A 26,015-nucleotide genomic window follows, 5' to 3' on the forward strand; every position below is an offset into this window, starting at 1 on the left:
CGGGCTGAATTTTCAGCCCGTCCGGCGATTGAGGACCGGGAGTCCAGAGGGCTGGCCCCCTGGTTACGGGAAGGGGGGGTGGGGAAAAGAACGCGCCAAGAACACCCGAGGTAAGGGAACGGTAAAGCGTACCCGTTCGTTACCCCAGGCATGACAGCTATGACCCCCGGCTCGAACATCCCTCTCACCGCCCCCCGCGTGGCGGTCGACGTCGCCGCCCCGGTGCGGCTCGACGTATCGGGCCTGCTGCTCACCGCCGACGGCAAGGTGCGCTCCGACGACGACTTCATCTTCTACAACCAGCCGGCAGGGCCCGGTGTCAGCTACCGATCCGGCGGCGGCACCGGACCGGACGCGATCACCGTGGACACGGCGGCCGTGCCCCCCGGCATCGAGAAGATCGTCGTGACGGCGAGCCCGGACGCGGCGGGACAGACGTTCCAGGGAATCGAGCCCACGGCCACCATCCGTAACGCCGACGACGGCTCTGTCATCGCCACCTTCACCCCGCCTCAGCTCGGCGCGGAGACGGCGCTAGTGATCGTCGAGATCTATCTGCGCAACGGTGCGTGGAAGGCGCGCGCGGTGGGCCAGGGGTATGCGAACGGCCTGGCCGGCATCGCGACGGACTTCGGGGTGACGGTCGAGGAGGAGCCCGCCCAGGCCCCGGCCCCGGCGGCCCCGGTCCAGACGCCGCCTGCGCCGCCGGTGACGCCGCCCGCGCCCCCGGTGGACCCGCGCATCGCGGCCCCGGCGGCCCCCGCCGCTCCCCCGGCCGCCGCGCCCGCCGCCCCCGCGCCCGGCACGGGGAAGATCAACCTCGACAAGGGCCGCGTCAGCCTGCAGAAGAACCAGACGGTGTCCCTGGTCAAGGGCGGCCGCCCGCTGTTGTCGCAGGTCAAGATGGGCCTCGGCTGGGAGCCTGCGTACCGCGGCAAGGACATCGACCTGGACGCCTCGGTCATCGCGTACGGCCCGCAGCGCAACCACGTCGACAGCTGCTACTTCGGCAAGCTGTCGATCGTGAACGGCGCGATCAAGCACTCCGGCGACAACCTCACCGGCGAGGGCGGCGGGGACGACGAGGTGATCGTGGTCGACCTGGGCCGGCTGCCCCAGGATGTGACGGGCCTGGTCTTCACGGTCAACTCGTTCTCCGGCCAGAAGTTCACCGAGGTCGCCAAGGCGTACTGCCGTCTCCTCGACGCGACGACCGGCGAGGAGCTCGTCCGCTTCGACCTGACGAGCGCCGAGCCGCAGACGGGCGTGATGATGGCCAAGCTGATCCGTCAGTTCTCCGGCGAGTGGGAGATGACCGCGATGGGCGACTTCGTAAAGTCCCGCACGGTCCGCGGCATGGTCAAGCCGGCGGCGCAGGCGCTGTAGGAGAGCGCGCCGCGGGCGCCGTCGGATGCCGCCCCGGGCACCGACACCAGGCACCGGGCACCGACGCCGCGCGGCACTGGCGTGGCCGGCAGCGAGAGGCCTGTTCGACCTCCCTGCCGGTCCACCGCGCGCGTCATTCCCGGCCCCGCCTGACGGTCTCAGGTCTTCCCAGGTGCTTCATGTCCACGGGACCCACACCACCAGCCTGGGCCATTCAGGTGCGTCAGAGCTTGACGAGCTTGGAAAAGGGGGTCAGGAACCTCCCCTGCCGACCACCGAAATCGACGAGCACGGCTTGATCGCCCTCGACTCCGCTGACTCTTCCGAGCCCGTACTGATCATGTGATACCCGGTCTCCCACGGCGAACTGCTCGATGGGAAGCGCCGGTGGTGCCGGCACATTGAAGGGGCTTGAGGGCAGATGGCGTCGACTAGCTGGTGGTTTCGTCATTGAACGAAGTATGCGCCTCGTCGGCTCCGGGACGCCAGGTCTGCCGTGGCCGGGGTAGCGCCCTGCGCCGACCGGGAAGAACGCCGGGGCCGCAGCCAAGCCCTGCCCGGGCAGCCCGCGGGGCCCGGCGCAGCCCTGCTCAGGCAGCCCGCGGGCCCCGGCGCAACCCCGCTCCGGCAGCCCGCGTCGGACCCGTGGGCTGCGGCCGCGCACTTCAGTTCAGCCACGGCCACGTCGCATTCCGCGACGCCTCCAGCAGCGGCACCATCCGGAAGGCCGCGTCCGAGAGGCCGCCGAAGACGTGCCTGTTCCCCTTCCCGGAGCCCGCGCGGCCCGCCCGGTACCCGGCCAGGTTCCAGGTGTACACCGGGACGTGCGCCGGGACCTGCTCGGTCGGGTCGCCGGCCCCGTGGTACGTGGCCTGCTCGTCGGTGACGATCAGCACGCGGTCGTGCCGCCTGTAGTGCCGGCGTACCGCCTCGGTGGTGTTCGTGCCGCCGAGGTCGCCGAAGCGCCCCAGGATCTGAAGGGGGAATTCCGGGTGAGGACCGTCTGCAACTACCTCAGGCACCGGAGGTGATGGCCTTCAGAGCCGTCCCGGCGAAACCCTCGATGCGGTAAAGGGCGGATGAGCGTCAAGGCACTCACATCCAATAAGGCCTGCGGCCGACGCGGACATGGTGTCCCCGCGTCGGCCGCCAGAAGGTCCGGGGTGCTGGAGCTCAACCCGTGACTACGAATGAGTTCAGCCTCTACTCTGCCGCTTCCAGGGTCCCGTGATCGCCACCAGAATCCCCGGCGTCTGGATGTTCGCGTACAGGGTCTTGCCGTCGGGCGAGAACGTGACTCCCGCGAACTCGCTGTATTCCGGCTCCTCCTCGGTGCCGATGTTCAGGTCGTTGCGCGCGATGGGGTACGTGCGGCCGCTGTCGGTCGCGCCGAAGAGGTGCTGGACGCCCTCGCCGTCCTCGGCGAGGACGATGCCGCCGTAGGGCGAGACGGTGATGTTGTCGGGACCGTCGAAGGCGCCGTCCTTGGACGGGTCCGGGTTGACGCCGAGCAGCACCTTCAGCGTGAGGGTGCGCCGCTTGGGGTCGTAGAACCAGACCTGCCCGTCGTGCTGGACGGGGCTCTCCTCGCGGGCGTACGAGGAGACGATGTACGTGCCGCCGTCGCCCCACCACATGCCCTCGAGCTTGCGGGCGCGGGTGATCTCGCCGGTGGCGAACTGCTTGCGGACGGACACGGTCTTCGCGTCGCGGTCGGGTACGTCGACCCAGTCCACGCCGTACACCGTGCCGATCTTCGTGGCGCGGGAGAGGTCGTCGACGAAGCGGCCGCCGGAGTCGTAGCACTTGGGGGCCTGCAGCACGCCCGCGTCGTCGGCGAGGGTGCGCAGCTTGCCGCGGCCGTGCTCGAAGCCGGCCGGCGGGGTCCAGCGGTAGAGCAGGCCGTTGGGGCCCGCGGCGTCCTCGGTGAGGTAGAGGTGGCCGCGCTTGGGGTCGACGACGACAGCCTCGTGGGCGTAGCGGCCGAGGGCCTTGATGGGCTTCGGGTCGCGGTTGGCGCGGCCGTCGCGCGGGTCGACCTCGAAGACGTAGCCGTGGTCCTTGGTCATGCCGTTGGAGCCGGCCTTGTCCTCGGTCTCCTCGCAGGTGAGCCAGGTGCCCCAAGGGGTGGTGCCGCCCGCGCAGTTGGTGGAGGTGCCGGCGATGCCGACCCACTCCGCGACCTCGCCGCCGGGGCGCACCTCGACGACGGTGCAGCCGCCGGACGCGGCGGGGTCGTAGACGAGGCCGTCGGTGAGTGGCACGGGGTACTTCCAGTTGGCGCGCGGGCCCTTCAGCTCGTGGTTGTTGACGAGCAGCGTCGTGCCGCGCGGGCCCTCGAAGGTGCCGGTGCCGTCGTGGTTGGACGGGGTGTACTCGCCGGACTCCAGCTTCGTCTTGCCGCTGTAGGTGACGATGCTGTACGAGAAGCCGGCGGGGAGGGCGAGGATGCCCTCGGGGTCCTCGACGAGGGCGCCGTAACCGATGCCGCCGAGGGCGTCGGCGGTGTCCTCGAGGTCCGCGCCGTCCACGGGCTCTGTGTCCTGGCTGGCGAGGGCACCGGGCGTGGTGGCGAAGGCTCCGACGCTGCCGACCAGCGCGACACCGGCGCCGGTGATCGCGGATCGTCTGGCGAAGTCCCTGCGGGTGAGCGACATGGTTTCTCCTGAGGCCTGAGGGCGCGTACGGCTGGGGCTTGGCGGGGGGTGGCGCGGCGGGACCGTTTCGACGGTCACCGTGCCGCCCGCGCATAAACGCCAGTTGAACGCAGCCCGACTTCTCCGGCCTTGGGAGGCGTCGGTCCGTGGGCGGGGTTCTCTCCCCCACCCCTTCCCGCAACTATGGGCGCTGCCCTGGACCCCGCTGGGGGCTCCGCCCCCAGACCCCCGATCGCCCTGACGAGCTCGTCCTCAAGCGCCGGACGGGCTGGAATCAGGCCCCGGTCAGGACAAGCCCGCGTCAGCCCCCGTGCGCCGACCGCGCCTTGAACGCCGCCTTGCGCGCTTCCTTCGCCACCTTCTTGTCGGGGTGCAGGCGGCCCATCGCCTCGAGGACGTCGGCCGTGCCGGGGTGGTCGACGCGCCATGCCGTGTCGAAGAAGCCGCTGTGCTGCTGTGCCAGGCCCTCCACCAGGGCCTGGAGCTCGGCGGAGTTGCCCTCGGCGGCGAGCTGCGCGGCGAGCGTGTCGATCGTCAGCCAGAAGATCATGGACTCGGGCGGCGGCGGCACGTCGGCCGCCCCGTGCTCGCTCAGCCAGACGCGCGCGAGTCCCCCGAGCTCGGCGTCGTCTAGTACGGCACGAAGCGCGGGCTCGGCCGCGCCGCCGACCAGCGACAGCGCCTGCTGACAGCGCAGCCGCCGCAGCGGCGCTCCTTCGTCGCCGCCCCGTGCGGCGGCGAGGAGCTCCTCGGCCGCGGCGAGCGGTTCACGCCGGGCGAGCCACTGCTCGATCTCGGCCTGCGCCGCGCCCTGCGGGAATCCGGCGGTGCCGTCGAGCAGGCCGTCGGCACCCTTGTCCGCGAGGTCGCCGACGGCGGGCGCGTCGAGGCCCGCCTCCTGGAATCGGGCGCGCATGCCGTAGAGGCCGAGCGGGGTGAGCCGGACCATTCCGTACCGCGTGACGTCGATGTCGTCGGCGGATGCGCCCGGCTCCTCGCCGGCGCCTTCGGTGTCGGCCAGCAAGGTCTCGTCGACCGGCTGGAACTCGATGAGACCGACGGGTTCCAGCATCCGGAACTGGTCGTCGAGCCGCATCATGGCGTCCGAGACCTGCTCGAGGACGTCGTTGGTGGGCTTCCCCATGCCGTCGGGCACGATCATCGACGCGGCGAGCGCGGGCAGCGGCACGGGCTCGTCGCCGGGCCCGTCCTCGCTGACGCTCAGCAGGTAGAGGTTGCCGAGCACGCCGTCGAGGAACTCGGCCTCCGCCTCCGGGTCCCAGTCGAGCTGCTCGAAGTCGATCTGTCCGTCGTCCTCGATGGCGTCGACGAGGTCGTCGAGGTCGGGCACGGCCGCGTCGGCCAGCACGGTCTCCAGGGCGTCGAGCCAGAGGCCGAGGATGTCGCTGGGGCCACCGGAGGCGATGAGGCCGAGGTTGTCGCCGCCCGTGACGGTGCCCTCCTCCTCGTCCGTGATCTCGACGAGGCCGGTGTCCACGGCGACGCGCCACGCCTCGCTCGCGTACGCCGTCCCGTCCTCGTCGTCCGCGAGGCCCAGCTCCGCCGCGGCGGCCGGGAGCTGCTCGTCCACGAGCTCCCCGCCCGCTCCGACGCGGGTGTCCGGCCCCGCCCAGCGGGCGAGCCGCACGGCGCGGGAGAGCAGCGGTGCGGCGAGGGCGTCCCTTGCCAGCTCCGCTTCGGAGTGCAGCCGCACCGGCGGCAGCGTGGAGGGGCTTACGGACATCGGTTGGTTCTCCTCGGGACGTGTGGGGCGGCCGGTCCGCGAAGGTCCGACCGGCCCAGCCTAGACCGATATGACCGCGTGCCGCCTGCCCGGCCGCCTCCCTGGACCGCCCCGCCGCCCTGCCCGGAACCGGATCAAGCCACCCGCCGCTCCCGTTCATGTTTCGGTCGGGGGTCGTTACCCGGTCATCCCTTGACAAGTCCCTTGGCGGCACAAGAGATTGACGCGCGTAGAGAACGAACGCGGGTCTCCACGTTCGCGGTTCCGGCCCTTCCGTTCGCGGTTCCGGCCTTTCCCGTTCGCGGTTCCGGCCTCGTCCCGTTCGCGGTTCCACCCTCGTCCCGGCGCTCTGACCAACGTCCCCGGAGGGATCCCTTGCCGAGCAAGACCTCGTCGCGCATCGCCGCGCTGACCGTCGCCGCCGTCTGTTCCGCCGTGTCCGCCGTCGTCCTCACGCCGTCCGCCGAGGCGGCCGAGGTGCGCATCCACGACATCCAGGGCAGCACCCGAATATCGCCGCTCGCAGGTCAGCAGGTCACGGGCGTGACCGGGATCGTGACGGGCACCCGGACCTACGGTTCCTCCAGAGGCTTCTGGATCCAGGATCCGGACCCGGACGGCGATGCCGCCACCAGTGAGGGCGTCTTCGTCTTCACCGGTTCCACGCCGACGGTCACCGTCGGTGACGCGGTGACGGTGTCCGGCACGGTCTCCGAGTTCGTTCCCGCGGGCACGTCGTCCGGCAACCAGTCGATCACCGAGATCACCAAGCCGACGGTGACGGTGGTGTCGTCCGGCGACCCGCTGCCCGCGGCCGCGGTCATCGACGCCGACGCGGTGCCGGACACGTACACGGCGGACGGCGACACGGCCGCGCAGGGCTCCGTCAACGGCCTGCCGCTCCAGCCGGCCAAGTACGCCCTCGACTACTACGAGTCGCTGGAGGGCATGAACGTCCGCATCGGCTCGTCCCGCGTGGTCACCGCGACCGACGCGTTCGCGGAGCTGTGGGTCACGGTCAAGCCGCACGAGCACCCCACCCGCCGCGGCGGCACCGTCTACGGCTCGTACACCTCTCAGAACACGGGCCGGCTTCAGATCCAGTCGCTGGTGCCCACCGCCCAGCAGCCCTTCCCCACCGCGAACGTCGGCGACGTGCTGGAGGGTACGACCGAAGGGCCGCTGGACTACAACCAGTTCGGCGGGTACACGCTGACCGCCCGGACGCTCGGCACAGTCATCGACGGGGGCCTGCAGCGGGAGACCACCCGCAAGCAGAAGAGCGGTGAGCTGGCCGTCGCGACATACAACGTCGAGAACCTCGACCCGACCGACGCGCAGGACAAGTTCGACAAGCTCGCGGACGGCGTGGTCACACATCTGCAGTCGCCCGACATCGTCGCCCTGGAGGAGATCCAGGACGACAACGGAGCGAAGAACGACGGTACGGTCGCCGCCGACCAGACCGTGCAGAAGTTCGTGGACGCGGTCGTCGCCGCGGGCGGCCCGCGGTACGAGTGGCGCTCGATCGACCCGGTCAACAACGCGGACGGCGGCGAGCCCGGCGGCAACATCCGCCAGGTGTTCCTGTTCAACCCGGAGCGCGTCTCCTTCACCGACCGGGCGGGCGGCGACTCGACGACCTCGACCGGCGTCACGGAGGTGGACGGCAAGGCCGCGCTCACCGCGTCGCCGGGCCGTATCGATCCGGGCAACGGGGCCTGGACGAACAGCCGCAAGCCGCTGGCGGGCGAGTTCGTCTTCCGCGGCCGCACGGTCTTCGTAATCGCCAACCACTTCGCGTCCAAGGGCGGCGACCAGGCGCTGCACTCCCAGTACCAGCCGCCCACACGCAGCTCGGAGACCCAGCGCCACCAGCAGGCGACGGCCGTGAACGCCTTCGTGAAGGAGATCCTGAAGACACAGAAGAGCGCGGACGTCGTCACGCTCGGCGACATCAACGACTTCGAGTTCTCCACCACCACGAAGCTCCTGGAGGACGGCGGCGCGCTGTACTCGGCCATCAAGTCCCTGCCGAAGAGCGAGCGTTACACCTACGACTACCAGGGCAACAGCCAGGTCCTGGACCAGATCCTGGTGAGCCCGTCCATCCGCTGCGAGGACTTCTCGTACGACAGCGTGCACATCAACGCGGAGTTCGCGGACCAGAACAGCGACCACGATCCGCAGGTGCTGCGCTTCCGCCCGTGACAACCGCGCTTGGCGCCCGTGCATGACCGAGCCCGGCCTTCACCAGGAGTCACCAGGAGTTCAGAAGGCCGGGCTCAGGCATGCCGTCGGGGACGGGCGCAGGCGTACCGCGGGTGCGGGCACAGGCGTACCGCGGGCGGCGGATCAGGCGCCGAACACCCCGTTCAGCCAGTCCTGCCAGGCGAGTTCGTTGCGCTTGGCGTCCGCGTCCGGCGCGAAGTCGTGGACGCTGATGCCGACCGGGGCGCCCCAGTGGTTGCGGCCGAAGAAGCGGATGAGCGCGTGGTCGGTGCGCAGCCCGATGAAGTACGGGTTACGGAAGTCGACCACGACGTCGAGGGGCCGGCCCTCGGGCCCCCGGGCCTGGACCCGCGCTCCCTCGGCGGTGTCGTCCGCGAGGCCGAGCGCCCGCCCGACCGCGGCGAACGCGTCGGCGGCCGTGGACGCCTCGGGCCCGTTGAACGTGGCGAACGCGACGGGACGACCCGCGAAGTGCGTCACGTACTCGCGCAGGGTGTGCAGATAGAAGTCGGTGTGCCTGGAGGCGCCGTCGTACTGGTTGTCCCAGTCGTCGGTGAAGATCCCGCTGTGCACATACCGCACCCAGGCGCTCCGGCCCTCGTCGCGGGGCTCAATGGTGTGGTCGAGCTGATTGAGCGACTGGGTCGGGAACCCGACGTCCTCGCTGCGGACGGTGAACCGGTTCGGCGGATCCCAGTTGACGATGGTGCTGCCGAAGGGCCCGGCGCCGCCCTCGCGCGGCTCGAATTCGCTTGGCCACAGCCAGCCGCCGGTGCCGGTGGTGATGGCCTCCCAGACCTGTTCGGGACTGGCGTCGACCTCGAACTCCCGGGCGATCTCGAATTCCTTGGACATGGTGGTGGCTCCTGCGGGATCAGTGGGTCTGCGGATGTGCGGGGAGTGCGGTTGCGGGCGAGGCGGTGTCCGCCTCGGCTTCGGGGCGGGCGGCCGGGGACTGCGCATCCGAGGGCCGCGCATCAGGAGCACTTCCGTCCTTGACGGTGGGGTGCACGCCGATGACGATCCGGTGATCGCGGCCGCGCTCCGCGGTCCCGTCGTGGTACTTGCGGATCAGCGCTCCGACGCCCTGGGTCAGCTCCTCCATGAACGCGGCGCGGTCCGCGGCGGAGGCGAAGCGCACCTCACCGTCGAGTGCGTATGTGGCAAGCCGCTTGCGGGCCTTCGTGGCGCCCGTGATCAGCGACCCGACGTCCCGCACCAGACGGGCGGCGAGCGCGAGCAGCCAGCGCGCCGAGAGCTGGTCGCGGGCGCGGTCGGGATCGGGCTGCACCGCGCCCAGGGCCAGGGGCGAGATGACGTACGACGCGGCGGTCGCGCGCATCAGCCGTTCGGTGACATTGCCCTTGCGGCGTTCTCCGGCCAGCTCGACGAGGCCGTGCCGCTCCAGCGCCTTGAGGTGGTAGTTCACCTTCTGCCGCGGCAGCCCGACCCGTGGGGCCAGCATCGCGGCGGAGGCGGGGCCCCCGGCCAGTTCGGCCAGCAGGCGGCCCCTGATGGGGTCGAGCGAGACGGCTGCCGCCGCAGGGTCCTCGATCACGGTCACGTCCAGCATGCGTCCACCGTCCCACCGACAACAATTTTTGTCCAGACTTCTGAGCTTGTCGGTGTGGCGCGGGCGCTACGTGACCTGGGGCGCTGCGCTACGTGACCTGGGGCGCTGCGCTGCGTGACCTGAGACGCTGCGTGACCTGGGATTCACGCGCCGACGCGGTCCGCGTGACGACCACGGAAAAACTTGAAGCGGAAACGTGAAGCGGAAGAACGTAAAACAGCGGTCTGCCGGCGGAGTCCCATCCGCCGGCAGACCGCCGGTTCGGCAGGCCGTCTCGTTCAGCCCGTTACGGCACCGTCACCCTCGACTCAGCATCTCGACCACCTGGTGGCCGCGACCCCGGTGGTGGCCCCGGCGGCCGCCGATCAGACGGTCCAGGCCGCTGGGGAGGTAGCTGTGGCTACGGCGGCGCAGGCCGCTCGAGACAAGCGCACTTCGGCTCAGACCACTCGGGAGGCTCAGGCCGCTCGGGACAAGGGGACTGCGGCGCAGGTTGCTCCGGATGAGGCGGCGGCCGAGCGGGGCCCTGACCACTTGACCGGCGCCGCTGCGGTTCCACAGCACCCCCGTCGCGACGGCCGCACCAGTCCCGGCCCCCGCGATCAGCAGCGCCCGCGGGTGGCGCCGTCCGGCCCGGAATGCGGCGCTGGTGGCGCTTCGTACGGGCTGGGGTGCGGCGAGCCGCACATGGTGCGCCGCCTGCGGGGCCGTTTCCTGGGTCTGGGCCGCGGCGCCCTCGGCCAGCTCGCCTGCCTGTTCGGCGCGACCCTGCAACTGTCGCCTCGCTTCCGCCGCGCGCTCCTGGAACTGTTGCTCGGCGTGGCCTGCACGCCCGCGCATCCGCCCCTTCGCGTGCGTGGCCCGTTCGCTCATCCGGCCGCGCATCTCCGCGGCCTTCTGCCGGGCGCGGGCCTTCACATCCGTCTTAGCCGCCAACTCCTCGACCGTCGCGCCGAGTTCCGCGCGCGTCTCCTCGATCTGCCGGCGCAGTTCGTCGGGCCCCTTGGCGCCGGCCCTCATGCCGTCTGTCATCGGTGCGCCCTTTCCTTGAGCTCCTCGACATCGGCCCTGACGCTGTGCATCGCCCGCTCGGGCAGCGGCGGAGCCGCGCCGCGCAGCTGACGGCGGCCGATCAGGGCGAGCACGCCGGCGATGGCGAAGAGCACCCCGGCGATGATGAGCGCGCTCGCCCACACCGGCAGCGCCAGGGAGAGGGCGGCGGCGGCCGTGGCGGCGAGGGCCATCACCCCGACATAGGCGAGGGCGCCGGCCGCGCCGAGCAGCCCCCCGCCCCGCCCGGCCCGCCTGCCTTTGTAGGCGAGCTCCGCGGTGGCGAGCCGCATCTCCTGCCGCACGAGCGCGGAGAGCTGTGCGGTCGCCCTGCTCACCAGCTCTCCGACCGAGTGTTCCGTACGACGCTGATCCGTGACCGCGGTCATGTCCCGCCTCCCTCCGTCTGGGAGGCCCGAGTACCCACCGATGGCCGCACTACCCCTGCTGCGTCCACGCCTGCTGCGTCTACCCCTGCTCCGTGCCGTCCTGTCCGCCGTCCAGCCGCGCCAGCCGGCTCTGGAACAGGTCCAGCCTCGCCTGCAGCAGCGCAGCCTCGGCGATCAGCTCGGGTACGCCAGTGCCGGCGTCCGCAAGAGGGGCGGGCGCGTCGGCGGCAGCCACCGTGTGGCCCGCCCGCACCGGCCCGGCGACGCCCGCGACCACCTTCAGCCCCTCGCCGCCCAGCCGCGCGAACTCGTCGAGCGGCAGCGCCGGGCGTCCGCGTAGGCACGCCGCGCAGGCCGCCTCCAGCGCAGGCCAGCCCGGCCTCCCCCATCCGGCGTCCGCGAGCGCCGAAGCGGGCGCGCCGCAGCGGCACGGCCCGACCGTCGCGGTGCGCACCCGCTGACGCGCGTACCGGAATCCCTCCTCGAAACGGATGTACGCGCCGAGCACGCGGACCTCCAGCAGGACTGCGGCGCGGTGCTCGGTGGTGCAGAGCAGCGCTTCGGCGGTGCTGCGCCGGTGCACGCAGTGGAAGCCGCAGTCGCAGCGGCGGTGCGGGGTGCGATGCCGCAGTCCGTACACGCAGTGCGCCTCGTCGAGCACGCGGTACGGCAGGGCGGCACCCAGGGAGACGCCGGTGAACCCGGCCCGGGTGCCGCCCTGCGACAGCACCGGGTAGGCGATCTTGTATCCGGTCGGCGGCTCCGCCGGGCGTTCCTCGGGGAGCCGCAGCCTCATCCGGCGACCGGTGCCGGGGCCTGCGCGGCGGCCTCTACGGGCGACTCACTCCCCGACTCCTCGGCGCGCGCCGCGGCTTCGGGTTCCGCACGGTCGTACTCCGCGTCCACACGCGGCCGTTCCTCCGCCACACCGGTGGCGAGTGCCTTGCCCAGCCTCATGACGCCTCCCCTGTGCTGCTGCTGGTACCGACCTCGCCATGGTGACCCATATCGGGCGAGTTGGCACCAGCGCCTCGGACGAGCACCTCGTAGCGTTCCTTGCGCATATCGCTTAGCAGAATTAAGTGGAGCTTCACCGTCACTGCGCCGAAACTTCAGGCATGACGACCCCACGCACGACCGCTCCCTTCGGCCGCGCGCTCTGCGCGATGATCACGCCCTTCACCGACTCCGGTGAACTGGACCTGGACGGGGCCCAGCAGCTGGCCGAGCGGCTCGTAGCGGACGGCTGCGACGGGCTCGTCCTGTCCGGTACGACGGGCGAGTCGCCCACCACGACCGACGCCGAGAAGTCGGCTCTCGTGCGCTCCGTGGCCGAGGCGGTCGGCGACCGTGCGGTGGTCGTCGCGGGCGTCGGCAGCTCCGACACCCGGCACACGGTCGAGCTCGCGCTGGAGGCGGAGAAGGCGGGCGCGGACGGTCTGCTGGTGGTCACGCCGTACTACAGCAGGCCGCCCCAGGACTCCCTCGAGGAGCACTTCCGGGAGATCGCGGACGCCTCCGGGCTGCCGCTGATGCTCTACGACATCCCCGGCCGCACCGGCACCCGGATCGAGCCGGAGACGATGCTGCGGCTCGCGGAGCATCCTCGGATCGCCGCCGTGAAGGACTGCGCGTACGACCTGCTGGGCACCCAGAAGGTCCTCGCGCGCACGGACCTCGCGTACTACACAGGCTGCGAGGAGTTCATCCTGCCGCTGTACGCGGTGGGCGGTGCGGGCTATGTGTCGACGGTCGCCAATGCCGTGCCGCACCATCTGCGCGGGATCCTCGACGCGTATGACGCGGGTGACACAGCGGGTGCCGCGCTGCGGCAGCAACGGGCAATCCCGCTCATCGAGTTGATGATGGCGTCCGGGCTGCCCGGCACGGTCACGGCGAAGGCGCTGCTCGGGGCGCTCGGGCTGCCCGCGGGCCCGGTGCGGGCACCGCTGAGGCCCGCCGGCCGCGAGGCGACCGACGGGCTGGTGGCTGCGTACGAGCGGCTGACGACCGCCTGACCAGCGTGCGTTCGAGCGGCTGGTGGCCGCTCGATCAGCGCTTGGCGAAGATCGGCGTCCAGCGCCCGGCCGCGCCGTCGTTCCCCTTGCGGAAACCGCTCAGCGGTACGACCTTGTCGCTGCCGATCGTGACGAGCACGAGCCGGTTGTGGAACTCGTTCGAGCCCGGCGTGATGTCCCAGGCGATGAGCCGCTTGTCGTCGACCCAGGCGAGCAGCTGCTGCCCGTTCACCTTGGTGACCCGCTTGCCGGTGTAGGGGTCGAGGAGCTCGGAGGCGGACTTCTTGTTGTCGCCCGCGTAGCCGCCCGCGACGAGCTTGCCGTCCGGGGACAGTCCGGCGTCGTTGAACCAGTGCACGTACTCCTCGTTCGCGGGCTTCGCGACCTCGTTGCCCTCGAAGTCGTAGTACTGCATGTGGGGAGCCGTCGTGAGCCCGGAGTACACCAGCTTGCCGTCGTGGCTGAAGGCGAAGTCCTGGCGGACGTTGAGGTCTTCGCTGTTGTACGTGACCCCGCTCCAAGAGCCGTTGCCTGAGCCGACGTCGATGACGTAGAAGCCGGTCCGGCTGGACTGGCCGTACTGCGGCATCCAGTCGTTCTTCTTGCCGTCGCCGTCGCTGTCGTAGTCCGCCTTGTACCGCAGGTCGGGGTTCTTGCTGTACGTCGTCGCGACGAGCTTGCTGCCGTCGGGCGAGAACTCGACCCCCGCGACGCCGCGGTCGACCGGGATCCAGCGCTCGACCTCGCCGGTGAGCAGGTCGAGCAGGCCGATCCGCTTGGCGGGCAGGTCCTTCTCCAGGACGGCGGCGGTCCGCATGCCGGGGGCGACGGCGATGTAGGACCACTTGGTGGTCTTCACGTACTTGCCGGTCTTCTGGTCCAGAAGCCAGTACGTGCGGACGGCGGTGCCGCGGTCGTCCGTCTGCTTGACGGTGCTCCAGGTGTAGTACGAGGCCAGCGCGACGTTCCCCGCCGCGATCAGGTCGCGCGGCGGTGTCTGGTCCGGGTGGGCGATGATGTCGCTCGGGTTCATCTCGCTCGCCAGACGCACGTCGTCCTTGCCGGAGTCCAGCAGGGGCACCGCCACCGAGACGGCGACCACGGCGGCGGTGGCCGCGGCGACGCACGCGATGGTACGGGTCCGGCGGCGGCGTCGGACCGTCAGCACCCGGTCGGCGAAGTCCGGCCCCAGCGGGGGCTGTTCGGCGGCCTGTTCCCGCAGGGAGTCACGCACCAGCTCTTCGACGTTCACGGACGCACCTCCACGGGCGAGAAGTCACGGGACGGCTGCTGCTCGGCGTCGGCCGGGCCGAGCGCGGACAGTTCGGGGGCGAGGTCCCGCAGCCGGGCGAGGGAGCGGTGTGTGGTGGAGCGCACCGTGCCGACCGAGCAGCCGAGGAGACGGGCCACGTCGGCCTCGGGCAGGTCCTCAAAGTAGCGCAGGACGAGGACGGTGCGCTGACGGGCGGTGAGCCGGGCCAGTGCGGCGCGCATGACGATGCGCAGGTCGGCCGCGCCCGGCCCGTCGTCGGCACCGGGGTGCGTGGCGCTCTCCGGCGGCTCGGAGACGCTCAGTTCGCGCCGCGGCCACTTCAGCCGCCAGCGGCTCACCTGCTGCCGGTAGAGGATCTGCCGTACGTACGCCTCGGGCTCGTCGATGCGGTGCCAGCGTCCGGCGGCCTTGATCAGCGCGTTCTGCAGCAGGTCTTCGGCCGCGTGCCGGTCGCCGCCGCTGAGCAGGACGGCGGTCTTCAGCAGCGCGGACGACCTGTTCGCCACGAACTCCCGGAAGTTTTCCTGGCCCTCGGCATCCATCGTCACCTTCTCTGGTTCGCATTCCCCGGATCGTCTTCGATCTTCTCGGGATCTTCTTGGGCGGACCTTGCTGTCCCTGGTGACGTGCGTGGCGGCCCCCCGCTATGCCTGTGCGCGCAAAAAATAACCGGACCTGCCCGCGACTTACACTTGCCCGAGCTGGAGCTGCCAGCCGTGTCCGTACCTGGGAGTCGCCCCATGGATCACCGCTCTCGCCGGCTTCTCAGGGGCGTTCTGAACTGTGCCGGTGTGCTGTGGTTCGGCTACCAGGCGGTCGCCGGAGACGGCCCCATGCAGGTGTTCTCGGTCCTCGTGATGATCTTCCTCGGGGTGCTGGCCGTGCTCACTGTCCTCGATCGGATTCTCCCCCCGCGGAAGCGGCGGCGGGCGCGGGAACGTGACGGCACAGCAGAGCGCCCTCCCGGGCCGTCTCAGGGCCTCGGAAGGGCGCTCGGCGACAAGTCGGACGGTTGAACCGTACGAGGTCGCGGGCGGCAGCCGCGCCAGGTCAGTTGTGGCTGTGGAGCACCTCGTTAAGGCCGCCCCACACGGCGTTGTTCGGGCGGGCCTCGACGGCGCCCGTCACGGAGTTGCGGCGGAAGAGGATGTTGGAGGCGCCGGACAGCTCGCGGGCCTTGACGATCTCGCCGTCGGGCATGGTCACGCGGGTGCCTGCGGTGACGTAGAGGCCGGCCTCGACCACACACTCGTCGCCGAGCGCGATGCCGACGCCCGCCTCGGCGCCGATGAGGCAGCGCTCGCCGATGGAGATGACCACGTTGCCGCCGCCGGACAGGGTGCCCATGGTGGAGGCGCCGCCGCCGATGTCGGAGCCGTCGCCGACGACGACGCCGGCCGAGATGCGGCCCTCGACCATCGACGTGCCGAGCGTGCCCGCGTTGAAGTTCACGAAGCCCTCGTGCATCACGGTGGTGCCCTCGGCGAGGTGCGCACCGAGCCGCACCCGGTCGGCGTCGGCGATACGGACGCCCTTCGGCGCGACGTAGTCCGTCATGCGCGGGAACTTGTCGATGCTGGTCACCTGCAGATGCAGGCCCTCGCCGCGGGCGTTCAGCCGGACCTTCTCGAGGTCGTCCACGGCGACCGGGCCGAGCGAGGTCCAGGCGACGTTGGCGAGGAAGCCGAACATGCCGTCCAGGCTCTGGCCGTGCGGCTTCACCAGGCGGTGCGAGAGAAGGTGCAGACGCAGGTACACGTCGTGGGCGTCCAGCGGCTTGTCGTCGAGGGACGCGATGACCGTACGGACCGCGACGACCTCGACGCCGCGGCGGGCGTCCGGGCCGATGGCCTTCGCGGCGCCCTCGCCGAGCAGCTCGACGGCGCGCTCGGCGCTCAGCCGCTCCGTGCCGGCGGGGCCGGGCTCGCCGGACAGCTCGGGCGCGGGGAACCAGGTGTCGAGAACGGTGCCGTCGGCGGTGACGGTGGCAAGGCCGGCGGCGACGGCGCCGGTGGTGCGAGGTGCAGTAGCAGTCGTGTCGGTCATGCCAGAAACCTAACCGGCGGGGGGCCGGGGAGGCTAACTGGTGGGCCCGGCGTCTCAGGGTGCGGGCCGATCGGCCGGTGCACCCCGGGACCTCACATGCCGGACGTGCCACCGGTCGGCTGTGGACACCCCCGTCGCCCACAGCCGACCGGCTCGCGGCAGCGGCCCCGCGCGCGCCGTGGACACCCCCGTCGCCCACGGCGCGCCCCGGGGTCAGGGCAGCTGCCCCTTCTCGTCGACCACGGCCGCGTCGAGCCGTGCGCTCTGGATCACGATGTCCCCCTCCTTCCACGGACGCTCCGGGGTGTCGCCGCCCGGGTACTTCTCGGCGTAGTCGCGGACGACAATCCAGCGCCGTCCCACGGGCTCGTAGGTATGGGCGTCGATGAGGATCTCGGTGCGGGTGGTCGCCTTGGCGCCCCCGTTCCGGTGGATCTCGATGGCGTCACGACCAGCGACGTCCTTGACCAGCTGGTGGCCGACGTCCACGCCGGGCACCGTGGCGAGCGCCCGGTACAGCTTGGCGAGTCCCTCCGGCGGCATGGGGTACGAGTCGAGGAGCACGCTCAGGGCACGGAAGTCGTGCTCGGCAGGGGTCTCCTTGCTCCCTTTACCGGACGGGTAGAACTTGCGTGCCTTCTCCAGCAGCGCCTCCGGGTCGTCCGGGAGCTGCTGGATGAACCGGAACCGCTCCCGGGGCGAGTGGTCGTCGCCCTCCCGCCAGTTCTCGAAGCGCGGGTCGGCGTACTTCGTCCAGCCCTCGTCGGTGCGCGGAGGCTCCTGCGTACCGCTGGGCCAGCCGCCGCTTGACTGGCTCATCGTCTTCTCGTAGATCCACTGGCTGTCGCCGGGCGTGGCGACGGGCTTGTAACCCTCGACGGTGTCCGCGGCCCGTCCGAGCACCTTTGCGGCGCTGTCCAGCGCGCTCTCCGAGGTGGCCGGTGTCACCTCGTGACCGGAGCCCGCCCCTCCGACGAGCAGCGAGACGGCAACAGCCACCGCGGTCACGGCCGCGACGACTCCCGCGATCACGAAGTGCCGACGGGCCCACGCCGTACGCGGGCGCTCGCCCTTCTGCACCGCGTCGAGCAGCCGTACGCGTCCGGGAGCGAGCCGGGCACGGTCCGGCGAAGGAACATCGGCGCGCAGCTCGCGCACCCGAGTCATCTCGTCCATGGCTACGCCACCTCCGCTGCGTCGCTCACGAAAGCCGGATCGGCGCCCAGCGCCGTGCGTACCTTGCGTCGGGCCCTGTTGAGCCGTGACCGGACCGTCCCGACCGGGATACCGAGCGCCTCGGCGACCTCCGGGTAGGTCAGGTCGGCCCAGGCGACAAGCAGCAGGACGTGCCGGTCGCCCGCCGCGAGCGAGGCGAGGGCACCGGCCAGCGGTGCCTGTGCGTCGACCCTGTCCTCGGTGTCCTCGACCCAGGTGGCGGCGACGGAGTCGTGTCCGGTGCGGGCCATGGCCTTGAGCGCCCGTACCTCGGCTCGGCGATGCTTGCCGATGAGGTTGCCCGCGATGCCGTACAGCCAGGGGCGCGCGTTGGGCCGCGCCCGGTCGTAGCGGGCGCGGATGCGGAAGGCCGTCAGGAACGTGTCCGCCGTGATGTCGTCCGCCGCGGCATCGCCGAGGCGGCGGGCGGCATACCGGTGGATGTCGGCCGCGTACCGGTCGTAGAGCTGCGCGAACAGCTCCGGCTGCTCCAGGGACTGTGCGACGACGTCGGCGTCGTCCTGCACCTTGGGAGTCGCCTGTGGCGTCGCTGGTGGTCCGGTCACAAGGCCTCCGTCTTCGGGGTGGGTTCGAGCGTTGCACCCCCTGTTCCCCGATGGGCCCTGGAGAGTTCACGCTCTTCCGGACGTACGTTTCTCTCGCCGCCCCACCTCCGGCCCGCCCCCAGGACCGCCACTCCCGCAAGCGCGCCGAGCGCCGCGCAGACGGGCCACAGCGCGCCGGGCGCCGCCTGGTAGAGCGCGCCGCCAAGGGGTGCCGCCAGGACCATGCCGCTGATGGACGCGCCCGCGTACAGCGACTGGAAGCGACCCTGGACGTGTGCGGGGGCCTGGTCGGCGACGTACGCCGTGGCGGTCGTCTTGTACAGGACCTCGCCGAGCGTGAGCAGCGCCATCATCATGACGGCCGTGCCCAACCCGGCGCCGAGCAGGAGCCCGGCATAGCCGGCGGCGACAAGGAGCAGGCCGGTGCCGACGATGCCCAGTGGCGAGCGGCGGCGCAGCGCGAGGGCTGCGGGCAGTTCCAGGCAGAGGATGACGCCTCCGTTGACGGCCAGCAGGGCGCCGTAGACGCGGGCGTCCATGCCGTGGTCGGCGAGGAAGAGGGGGAAGGTCGAGTACTGCTGCCGGTACACCAGGTCGATGACGAGGATCGAGGCGAGCAGCACCAGCACGGCGGGGCGCGCCCTCAGTTCGGGCCAGAGCCGGCCGGTGACCGCCTCATGCGCCCGTGCGGCACCGCGCGCGGGGACGACGCGGGCCGTCCAGCACGCGAAGAACAGGGTGCCGATGCCGTCGGCGACGAAGAGCCAGTCGTACGAGACCTGGGTGGCGACAAGCGCGCCCAGCGGCGGCCCCGCGGTGAAGCCGCCGTTGCCCGCGGCACGGATCACCGCGAACGCCTGGCGGCGGGTGCCTTCGGGCACGATGACCGCGACGAGCGCGGAGTTGGCGGCGCGCAGGACGCCTGCGGCGTACTCGGACAGCGGGAGAGTGACGTACAGGGCGGCCGTCGGCAGCGCGGGGAGCGTCATGAGCAGCAGTCCTGCGACGGTGGCCGCGACGAGCAGGACGCGCCGGTGTCCGAAGCGGTCGCCGAACCAGCCGCCGGTGAAGTTGCCGGCGACGACGCCGACTCCGCCGATGCCGCTGATGACGCCGGCCTCGCCGACTCCCAGGCCGCGCGGTCCTGTGAGATAGAGGAAGAGGTAGACGAAGCTGACGCTGACGAGCGAGTTGAAGAACACGCCGCCGGCCAGCAGCCATACGGTGCGCGGTAAGTCCTTGAACGCCTGCACGGCGACTGCCTCCAGCACGGTGTCAGCAAGTTCAGCGCGATCAGTGATCGGTGAGATCAGCGAGATCAGCGAGATCCTCGGCCGCTTTTCTTCCGCGCTTCCCAGTGAGTTCCCTTTAGGAACGGACTATGGCAGCGTGGCAGTCTCAGGTCAATCGGGTCAACACCCCACCGGCGAAGGGACTCAGGACCATGCCCCGTCGGACCACTCTCGGCGACGCCGACTGCGCCATCGCACAGGCCCTGGACGTCGTCGGCGACTGGTGGACCCTGCTGATCGTGCGAGACACGGCGCGCGGGGTGCACCGCTTCGACGACCTGCAGCGCGAACTGGGCCTGTCCCGCAAGGTGCTGACGGAGCGGCTGCGTCTGCTGGTGGATGCGGACGTCCTCACGCGCGTGCCGTACCAGGAGCGCCCCGTGCGCCACGAGTACCGCCTCACGCCGCGCGGCCGCGCGCTGCTGCCCGTACTGATCGCCCTGCAGGACTGGGGAGACACCTGGCTACTGGGCGACGGGGAGACGACGGCGACGGCGGCGGAGGCGTCCAGGGAGGCCCAGCGGATACATGGTCTGCGCGGCACGCGCCTGCCGGAGCTCCGACTCATCGATGACGAGGGCGAGTTGCGCGACCCGGTGGCGGGCACCCCGTACACCGTCCTGTACTGCTTCCCCGGCGCCTACGCCCGCAGCGACGCCTATCCGCCCGGCTGGTCCGAGATCCCCGGCGCGCCCGGCTGCACCCTGGAGTCCTGCACGTACCGCGACCGGCTCGCCGAATTCACCGCGGTGGGGGCCACCGTGCACGGAGTCTCCACCCAACGCCCGGACGAACAGCGCGCGTTCGCGGACGCCGAGCGGCTGCGCTTCCCGCTGCTGTCCGACGCGGATCTGACACTCACGGCGGCACTGCGCCTGCCGACGTTCCGCGCGGCGGGCGTGAGCCGCCTGAAGCGTCTCACGCTGATCATCGACCGGGACCGGACGGTCCGCGAGGTCTTCTACCCGGTTACGGACATCACGGCGAGCGTCGCGGCGGCCCTCGACGCCGTCAGGGAATGAGCCGCGCCAGCATCTCCCGCGCATACGCCTCGTCGTAATCGCCGCCCGTCAGCAGCACCTGCAGACAGATCCCGTCCATCAGCGCGACGAGCGCCCGTGCCGTGACCGGGTCCGTGCGGTCGGCGATCAGGTCGGCGAGGTCCTGGCACCACTCAGCGGCCACGGGGCGCAGCGCCGGGCGGCGGAGGGCGGCGAGATAGAGCTCGTACTCGAGCTCGACCCCGGTGCGCTCGCCGGCGAGCCACTCCCCCATCAGCCCGGCGAGTTCACCGGCGAGGTCGATGCGCCGGTCCTCGAGGGCGCCTCGACTCCGCACCACCTTGGCGAAGCCCTCGTTGGCCTGGCGCAGGGCGGCGACCATGAGCTCGTCCAACGTCTTGAAGTGATACGTGGTGGAGCCGAGCGGCACATCGGCCTCGGCCGCGACGGACCGGTGACTGAGTCCGGCGATGCCCTTGTCGCCGACCACCCGGATCGCGGCGTCGATGATGCGCTGCCGCCGCTCGGGGTCGTACCGCCGGGCGGCCATCAGTGGGCCCCGCCGAGGTTGAGCAGCACGACTCCGCCGATGACGAGCGCGACGCCCGCCACCTTGGCCGCGGTCATCGTCTCGCCGAGGAACACCATGCCGATCGCCGCGATCACCGCGGTGCCGACCCCGGCCCAGATGGCATACGCCGTGCCGACCTCGATCGTCTTGAGCGTCTGCGCCAGCAGTGCGAAGGCGATGAGGTACCCGGCGACGGTGGCGAGCGAGGGCCAGAGCCTGCTGAACCCCTCGCTGTACTTCATCGCCGTGGTGCCGGCCACCTCGGCCGCTATGGCTCCCGCGAGCAGTGCGTATCCCATGCGTACGAGTGTACACATCGTTGCGTACGCCCGTACACAACAGAGGTTCCGAGCAGGTTCACTTCCGGCCCGTGCCCATCCGGCAGCACAGGCCGGGAGCACACCGGTTATCGTGTCGCGATCACGTGGGGGCCACGGGATGTGGACACCCGGGCCGCGCGGCGGCCCGGCGGTGATACGGAGCGTGCAAGAGAGCCATGGCGGATACATCAGGGCGGGGCGACAGACCTGCGGACTCTCCAGGTCCTTCGCACGCAGGCGGACCAGGCGGACCCAACGGCCCAGGCGGACCGGCCGGCCCGGGCGGGCCCATGGGCTACGGCGGACCCGAAGGCTGGGGCGCCGGGTGGTGGGCGCCGCCCCCTCCACCGCCGCCGAAGCCGGGCGTCATACCGTTGGCGCCCCTGGGCCTCGAAGCCGTCTTCGGCGGCGTGTTCGCGACGCTGCGGCGCTACGCCAAGCCGCTCTTCGGTTCCGCCCTGGCGGCGTACGCAGCGCTGACGGTCCTCCTGGCGGGCCTGGTCGCGCTCGCCTACGCGTCCGTGAAGGACCAACTGGACGCCATCTATGTGCCGGACGCGCACGTGGAGTGGGATGACGTTCGCCCGATCCTGACCGCGTTCGGCGTGGTCTGGGCCGTCGGCGGGCTCGCGGCGCTAGCGGTCTCGGCCTTCGTGCAGGCGTCGTGCGCGGCCACGCTCCGCGAGGCGGTGCTGGGCCGCCGTACGACCGTCAGGGCCGTCGCCCGGCACGCGCTGTCCCGCACGCCGGCGGTCCTCGGCGTCATGCTGCTGATGGCCCTGATCGTGCTGGTGCCCATGGCGCTGATCTTCGCAGGTGGCATCGCCTTCTTCTTCGGCGTGATGGCGACCGGGTCCGGCCCGGCCCTGGCGATCGTCCCCGTGTTCCTCCTCTTGCCGCTGACCATGCCGCTTGCGATCTGGCTGTACGTCCTCTTCGGCTTCGCGCCCGCCGCGGCCGTACTGGAGTCGGCGGGCCCGGTGACGGCGATGCGCCGCTCGGCACGGCTCGTGCGGGGCGCGTGGTGGCGGATATTCGGGATCACCCTGCTCGGCGCTCTGATGGTGCTGGTCGCATCGCTCGTGGTGCAGATGCCCCTGATGTTCGCCGCGCCCGCGGCTGCCCCGTACTCGCCCGCCGACCCGTCACCAACGCTCTCCGACGTACTGCCCCACATGGGCGCGTATCTGGTGCTGTCCATGCTGGTGAACCTGCTGGTGCAGCTGCTGACGGCGGTCTTCCTCCCGCTGATCACCACCCTGCTCTACGTCGACCAGCGCATCCGCAAGGAGGGCCTGGCCACGTCACTGGCCGCGGCCGCGGCCAGGCCCCCATCGGCGTAGCTCTCGCGACGCACCCCCACCCGAGCTCAGTCGATCAGCGACTTCTTCGGGCGCAGGACGCAGAACTCGTTCCCCTCGGGATCTGCGAGCACCACCCACGTGGCGTCCTCACTCTGGCCGACGTCCACCCGTCGTGCCCCGAGCCCGATGATGCGCTCGACCTCGGCGGCCTGGTCGTCGGGGGCAAGGTCGATGTGGAGCCGGTTCTTGACGGTCTTCTTCTCGGGGACGGGGAGGAAGCACATCCCGGGCATCGCGTGCTCGTCGGCCCCGATGACGATCTCGTCCTCGGCCTCGAAGAGCACGCGCCAGTCCAGCACTTGGCGCCAGAAGCGGGCCAGCGACGGCAGATCGTGCGTGTCGACCACCAGGTGGTACAGAGAAACAGCCATGTCCGGCAGTCTCCCCCGCCACCATCACCGCGAATCCGTACACCCGAACGGCCCCCGTGCAGTGTGCACAGGGGCCGTTCGACAAGCATGACCGGGCGCGGTCCTCGGTCCTCGGACGGTCAGGCGCTCAGACGTTGAACCCCAGCGCCCGAAGCTGCTCCCGCCCGTCGTCCGTGATCTTGTCCGGGCCCCACGGCGGCATCCAGACCCAGTTGATACGGAGCTCGCTGACGAGTCCGTCCGTCGCCGACTTCGCCTGGTCCTCGATGACGTCGGTCAGCGGGCAGGCCGCGGACGTCAGCGTCATGTCGACGGTGGCGATGTTCGCGTCGTCGACGTGGATGCCGTAGATCAGGCCGAGGTTGACGACGTCGATGCCCAGCTCGGGGTCGACGACGTCCATCAGGGCCTCACGGAGCTCTTCCTCCGAGGCCGGCTTCATCTCAACGGTCTCGCTCATGCGGTCTTCGCCTCCTCCGCGAAGGCCTGGGCCGTCGCGTCCTTCCACGCCATCCAGCTGAGCAGCGCGCACTTCACTCGGGCCGGGTACTTCGAGACTCCGGCGAACGCGACCGCGTCCTCCAGGATCTCCTCCATCGCGTCGTCCGGCTCGATGCGGCCCTTGGACTGCATCAGCTCCAGGAAGACGCCCTGGATCTTCTGCGCCTCGGCCAGCTCCTTGCCGACGAGCAGCTCGTTCAGCACGGAGGCCGAGGCCTGGCTGATCGAGCAGCCCTGGCCCTCGTAGCTGATGTCCTCGATCCGCTCCCCGTCGTACTTGACGCGCAGCGTGATCTCGTCGCCGCAGGTCGGGTTGACGTGGTGCACCTCGGCGTCACCATCACGCAGACCGCGCCCGTGCGGGTGCTTGTAGTGGTCCAGGATGACGTCCTGGTACATCGAATCAAGCTTCACTGGCAGCAGCCCCTCAGCCGAAGAAGTTCCGTACGTGCTCCAGGCCGTCCACCAGAGCGTCGATCTCGGCCGGCGTGGAGTACAGATAGAACGACGCTCGCGTGGTCGCAGGAATTCCGTACCGCAGGCACACCGGGCGGGCGCAGTGGTGGCCGACCCGGACCGCGATGCCCTGCTCGTCGAGGACCTGGCCCACGTCGTGGGGGTGTATGTCGCCGAGCGTGAAGGAGATCGCGGCGCCCCGGTCCTCGGCCGTCATCGGGCCGATGATCTTGAGGTCGGGGACCTCGAGCAGGCGCTTCACCGCGTACTCCGTGAGCGCGTGCTCGTGGGCGGCGATGTTCTCCATGCCGATGGAGTTCAGGTAGTCGATGGCCGCGCCCAGACCGACCGCCTGCGCGATCGGCGGGGTGCCCGCCTCGAACTTGTGCGGCGCCGGGGCGTACGTCGACGAGTGCATCGAGACGGTCTCGATCATCTCGCCGCCGCCGAGGAACGGAGGCAGGTCCTCGAGGAGTTCCTGCCGTCCCCACAGGACGCCGATGCCCGTCGGGCCGCACATCTTGTGGCCGGTGAAGGCCACGAAGTCGGCCTGAAGGGCCTGGACGTCGAGCGGCATGTGGGGCGCCGCCTGGGAGGCGTCGATCAGCACCAGCGCACCGACCTCCTGGGCGCGGCGCACGATGGCCTCGACCGGGTTGACCGTGCCCAGGATGTTGGAGACCAGGACGAAGGAGACGATCTTCGTCTTCTCCGTGATGATCTCGTTGATGTTGGAGAGGTCGAGCCGGCCGTCGTCGGTCAGCCCGAACCACTTCAGCTTCGCGCCGGTGCGCTGCGACAGCAGCTGCCACGGAACGATGTTGGAGTGGTGCTCCATCTCGGTGATGACGATCTCGGTCTCGTGGTCCACGCGGTAGGGCTCGTCGGCCCAGCCCAGCATGTTGGCCACGAGGTTGAGCGACTCGGAGGCGTTCTTGGTGAAGATGACCTCGTCGCGGCTCGGCGCGTTGATGAAGGCGGCGACCTTGTCGCGGGCGCCTTCGTACTCCGCCGTGGCCTCCTCGGCGAGAACGTGCACGCCGCGGTGGACGTTGGCGTTGTACCGCTCGTAGTAGGCGTTGAGCACGTCGAGCACCTGGCGCGGCTTCTGCGAGGTCGCCGCGTTGTCCAGGTACACGAGCTTCTTCCCGTCGTGGACCAGGCGGTCCAGGATCGGGAAGTCCTTGCGGATCGCCTCGGTGTCGAGGAGGCCCGGCAGCTGTGTCACGCGGATGCGCCACCCTTCGTGTATGCCTCGTAGCCCTCGTTCTCCAGCTTGTCGGCGAGCTCGGCGCCGCCGGACTCGACGATACGGCCGGCCGAGAAGACGTGGACGTAGTCGGGCTTGATGTAGCGGAGGATCCGCGTGTAGTGCGTGATCAGCAGGGTGCCGACCTCGCCGGTCTCGCGTACGCGGTTGACGCCCTCGGAGACGACGCGCAGGGCGTCGACGTCGAGGCCGGAGTCGGTCTCGTCGAGGATGGCGACCTTCGGCTTGAGCAGCTCCAGCTGAAGGATCTCGTGGCGCTTCTTCTCACCGCCGGAGAAGCCCTCGTTGACGTTGCGCTCGGCGAAGGCGGGGTCGATCGAGAGGCGCTCCATGGCCTCCTTGACCTCCTTCACCCAGGTGCGCAGCTTGGGGGCCTCGCCGCGGACGGCGGTGGCGGAGGTGCGCAGGAAGTTGGAGACCGAGACGCCGGGGACCTCGACCGGGTACTGCATGGCGAGGAACAGGCCGGCGCGGGCGCGCTCGTCGACGGACATCTCGAGGACGTCCTCGCCGTCGAGGGTGACGGTGCCCCTGGTGATCGTGTACTTCGGGTGACCCGCGAGGGAGTAGGCGAGGGTCGACTTGCCCGAGCCGTTGGGGCCCATGATGGCGTGCGTCTCGCCCTGCTTCACGGTCAGGTCGACGCCCTTGAGGATCTCCTTGGTGGAGTTGTCGGCCTCGACGGTGACGTGCAGGTCTCGGATTTCAAGCGTTGCCATG

At 70.8% G+C, this 26,015-nt stretch carries 28 protein-coding genes and 1 pseudogene; 6 read left to right on the forward strand and 23 right to left on the reverse strand.

Annotated elements, in window-relative coordinates:
• The first annotated feature begins 159 nt into the window (after positions 1-159).
• Entirely contained in the window at positions 160-1,386 is a 1,227-nt protein-coding gene (locus tag ABT009_RS20025; RefSeq protein WP_351297017.1) for a TerD family protein, read from the forward strand.
• Positions 1,387-1,609: 223 nt separating this feature from the next.
• Here the strand turns inward: ABT009_RS20025 and ABT009_RS20030 are convergent, their stop codons facing one another.
• The 4 genes and pseudogenes from ABT009_RS20030 to ABT009_RS20045 form a co-directional block, all read right to left on the reverse strand.
• Entirely contained in the window at positions 1,610-1,837 is a 228-nt protein-coding gene (locus tag ABT009_RS20030) for a hypothetical protein (RefSeq protein WP_351296235.1), read from the reverse strand.
• A 214-nt stretch (positions 1,838-2,051) separates the two neighbouring features.
• Positions 2,052-2,375, reverse strand: a pseudogene (locus tag ABT009_RS20035) (TROVE domain-containing protein); the annotation flags it as partial.
• A gap of 207 nt (positions 2,376-2,582) precedes the next feature.
• Positions 2,583-4,043, reverse strand: a complete 1,461-nt coding sequence (locus ABT009_RS20040) for an alkaline phosphatase PhoX (RefSeq protein ID WP_351296238.1) — start codon at positions 4,041-4,043, stop codon at positions 2,583-2,585.
• Positions 4,044-4,344: 301 nt separating this feature from the next.
• Complete coding sequence (locus ABT009_RS20045) at positions 4,345-5,787, reverse strand: hypothetical protein (RefSeq protein ID WP_351296241.1); 1,443 nt, start codon at positions 5,785-5,787, stop codon at positions 4,345-4,347.
• Positions 5,788-6,162: 375 nt separating this feature from the next.
• Here ABT009_RS20045 and ABT009_RS20050 point away from each other — a divergent pair, with 375 nt between their 5' ends.
• Positions 6,163-7,998 carry a DUF8508 domain-containing protein gene (locus ABT009_RS20050; protein ID WP_351296244.1) on the forward strand — a complete coding sequence of 612 codons (1,836 nt, stop codon included), beginning with the start codon at positions 6,163-6,165 and terminating at the stop codon, positions 7,996-7,998.
• A gap of 144 nt (positions 7,999-8,142) precedes the next feature.
• On the opposite strand, the gene ABT009_RS20055 is transcribed toward ABT009_RS20050, so the two are convergent.
• The 6 genes from ABT009_RS20055 to ABT009_RS20080 form a co-directional block, all read right to left on the reverse strand.
• Complete coding sequence (locus tag ABT009_RS20055) at positions 8,143-8,874, reverse strand: SRPBCC family protein (protein ID WP_351296247.1); 732 nt, start codon at positions 8,872-8,874, stop codon at positions 8,143-8,145.
• Positions 8,875-8,893: 19 nt separating this feature from the next.
• Positions 8,894-9,592 carry an ArsR/SmtB family transcription factor gene (locus tag ABT009_RS20060; RefSeq protein ID WP_351296250.1) on the reverse strand — a complete coding sequence of 233 codons (699 nt, stop codon included), beginning with the start codon at positions 9,590-9,592 and terminating at the stop codon, positions 8,894-8,896.
• A 297-nt stretch (positions 9,593-9,889) separates the two neighbouring features.
• The gene (locus ABT009_RS20065; protein WP_351296253.1) at positions 9,890-10,624 is read right to left on the reverse strand and encodes a DUF3618 domain-containing protein; all 735 of its coding nucleotides are present in this window, start codon (positions 10,622-10,624) and stop codon (positions 9,890-9,892) included.
• Positions 10,621-11,031 (reverse strand): phage holin family protein, encoded by a 411-nt coding sequence (locus ABT009_RS20070; protein WP_351296256.1) that lies wholly within the window; start codon positions 11,029-11,031, stop codon positions 10,621-10,623. The genes ABT009_RS20065 and ABT009_RS20070 overlap by 4 nt, the downstream gene beginning before the upstream one ends.
• Before the next feature lie 79 nt (positions 11,032-11,110).
• Positions 11,111-11,827, reverse strand: a complete 717-nt coding sequence (locus tag ABT009_RS20075; protein WP_351296259.1) for a hypothetical protein — start codon at positions 11,825-11,827, stop codon at positions 11,111-11,113.
• Positions 11,824-11,988, reverse strand: a complete 165-nt coding sequence (locus ABT009_RS20080; protein ID WP_351296262.1) for a hypothetical protein — start codon at positions 11,986-11,988, stop codon at positions 11,824-11,826. Before ABT009_RS20080 ends, ABT009_RS20075 begins: the two co-directional genes overlap by 4 nt.
• A 161-nt stretch (positions 11,989-12,149) precedes the next feature.
• Here ABT009_RS20080 and dapA point away from each other — a divergent pair, with 161 nt between their 5' ends.
• The gene (gene dapA / locus ABT009_RS20085) at positions 12,150-13,049 is read left to right on the forward strand and encodes a 4-hydroxy-tetrahydrodipicolinate synthase (RefSeq protein ID WP_351296263.1); all 900 of its coding nucleotides are present in this window, start codon (positions 12,150-12,152) and stop codon (positions 13,047-13,049) included.
• Positions 13,050-13,083: 34 nt separating this feature from the next.
• On the opposite strand, the gene ABT009_RS20090 is transcribed toward dapA, so the two are convergent.
• Both ABT009_RS20090 and ABT009_RS20095 read right to left on the reverse strand, forming a co-directional pair.
• Entirely contained in the window at positions 13,084-14,301 is a 1,218-nt protein-coding gene (locus tag ABT009_RS20090; protein WP_351296266.1) for a WD40 repeat domain-containing protein, read from the reverse strand.
• Positions 14,298-14,864 carry a SigE family RNA polymerase sigma factor gene (locus ABT009_RS20095; RefSeq protein ID WP_351296269.1) on the reverse strand — a complete coding sequence of 189 codons (567 nt, stop codon included), beginning with the start codon at positions 14,862-14,864 and terminating at the stop codon, positions 14,298-14,300. Before ABT009_RS20095 ends, ABT009_RS20090 begins: the two co-directional genes overlap by 4 nt.
• Positions 14,865-15,062: 198 nt before the next feature.
• On the opposite strand from ABT009_RS20095, the gene ABT009_RS20100 reads away from it, so the two are divergent.
• Positions 15,063-15,338, forward strand: a complete 276-nt coding sequence (locus ABT009_RS20100) for a hypothetical protein (RefSeq protein ID WP_351296272.1) — start codon at positions 15,063-15,065, stop codon at positions 15,336-15,338.
• 34 nt (positions 15,339-15,372) lie between these two features.
• Here ABT009_RS20100 and dapD read toward each other — a convergent pair whose 3' ends face one another.
• The 4 genes from dapD to ABT009_RS20120 form a co-directional block, all read right to left on the reverse strand.
• Positions 15,373-16,368 carry a 2,3,4,5-tetrahydropyridine-2,6-dicarboxylate N-succinyltransferase gene (dapD, locus tag ABT009_RS20105; protein WP_351296275.1) on the reverse strand — a complete coding sequence of 332 codons (996 nt, stop codon included), beginning with the start codon at positions 16,366-16,368 and terminating at the stop codon, positions 15,373-15,375.
• A 213-nt stretch (positions 16,369-16,581) separates the two neighbouring features.
• Complete coding sequence (locus tag ABT009_RS20110; RefSeq protein WP_351296278.1) at positions 16,582-17,544, reverse strand: CU044_5270 family protein; 963 nt, start codon at positions 17,542-17,544, stop codon at positions 16,582-16,584.
• Between the two features lie 2 nt (positions 17,545-17,546).
• A complete protein-coding gene (locus ABT009_RS20115) occupies positions 17,547-18,149 on the reverse strand; it encodes an RNA polymerase sigma factor (protein ID WP_351296280.1) in 603 nt (200 codons plus the stop codon).
• On the reverse strand, positions 18,146-19,402 hold the full coding sequence (locus tag ABT009_RS20120; RefSeq protein WP_351297019.1) for an MFS transporter: 1,257 nt from the start codon (positions 19,400-19,402) through the stop codon (positions 18,146-18,148). Before ABT009_RS20120 ends, ABT009_RS20115 begins: the two co-directional genes overlap by 4 nt.
• A gap of 191 nt (positions 19,403-19,593) precedes the next feature.
• Between ABT009_RS20120 and ABT009_RS20125 the strand changes: the two genes are divergently transcribed.
• The gene (locus ABT009_RS20125) at positions 19,594-20,463 is read left to right on the forward strand and encodes a winged helix-turn-helix transcriptional regulator (protein ID WP_351296283.1); all 870 of its coding nucleotides are present in this window, start codon (positions 19,594-19,596) and stop codon (positions 20,461-20,463) included.
• Here ABT009_RS20125 and ABT009_RS20130 read toward each other — a convergent pair.
• Positions 20,453-20,992, reverse strand: coding sequence for a TetR/AcrR family transcriptional regulator (locus tag ABT009_RS20130; protein ID WP_351296286.1), 540 nt, complete (start codon positions 20,990-20,992; stop codon positions 20,453-20,455). The two genes, ABT009_RS20125 and ABT009_RS20130, sit on opposite strands and share 11 nt — an antisense overlap.
• Positions 20,992-21,312 carry a DMT family transporter gene (locus tag ABT009_RS20135; protein ID WP_351296289.1) on the reverse strand — a complete coding sequence of 107 codons (321 nt, stop codon included), beginning with the start codon at positions 21,310-21,312 and terminating at the stop codon, positions 20,992-20,994. Before ABT009_RS20135 ends, ABT009_RS20130 begins: the two co-directional genes overlap by 1 nt.
• Positions 21,313-21,623: 311 nt before the next feature.
• On the opposite strand from ABT009_RS20135, the gene ABT009_RS20140 reads away from it, so the two are divergent.
• The gene (locus ABT009_RS20140) at positions 21,624-22,676 is read left to right on the forward strand and encodes a DUF7847 domain-containing protein (RefSeq protein ID WP_351296292.1); all 1,053 of its coding nucleotides are present in this window, start codon (positions 21,624-21,626) and stop codon (positions 22,674-22,676) included.
• Between the two features lie 26 nt (positions 22,677-22,702).
• Here the strand turns inward: ABT009_RS20140 and ABT009_RS20145 are convergent, their stop codons facing one another.
• The 5 genes from ABT009_RS20145 to sufC form a co-directional block, all read right to left on the reverse strand.
• Positions 22,703-23,068, reverse strand: coding sequence for a VOC family protein (locus ABT009_RS20145; RefSeq protein WP_351296294.1), 366 nt, complete (start codon positions 23,066-23,068; stop codon positions 22,703-22,705).
• Between the two features lie 127 nt (positions 23,069-23,195).
• On the reverse strand, positions 23,196-23,528 hold the full coding sequence (locus ABT009_RS20150; protein ID WP_030403776.1) for a metal-sulfur cluster assembly factor: 333 nt from the start codon (positions 23,526-23,528) through the stop codon (positions 23,196-23,198).
• The gene (sufU, locus tag ABT009_RS20155) at positions 23,525-23,983 is read right to left on the reverse strand and encodes a Fe-S cluster assembly sulfur transfer protein SufU (protein ID WP_351296297.1); all 459 of its coding nucleotides are present in this window, start codon (positions 23,981-23,983) and stop codon (positions 23,525-23,527) included. Before sufU ends, ABT009_RS20150 begins: the two co-directional genes overlap by 4 nt.
• Before the next feature lie 13 nt (positions 23,984-23,996).
• Positions 23,997-25,253 (reverse strand): cysteine desulfurase, encoded by a 1,257-nt coding sequence (locus ABT009_RS20160; RefSeq protein ID WP_351296300.1) that lies wholly within the window; start codon positions 25,251-25,253, stop codon positions 23,997-23,999.
• Positions 25,250-26,014 carry a Fe-S cluster assembly ATPase SufC gene (sufC, locus tag ABT009_RS20165; protein ID WP_351296303.1) on the reverse strand — a complete coding sequence of 255 codons (765 nt, stop codon included), beginning with the start codon at positions 26,012-26,014 and terminating at the stop codon, positions 25,250-25,252. The genes ABT009_RS20160 and sufC overlap by 4 nt, the downstream gene beginning before the upstream one ends.
• Position 26,015 lies beyond the last annotated feature (1 nt).

Source organism: Streptomyces sp. NPDC002896 (assembly GCF_040295225.1).
Lineage (GTDB): Bacteria > Actinomycetota > Actinomycetes > Streptomycetales > Streptomycetaceae > Streptomyces.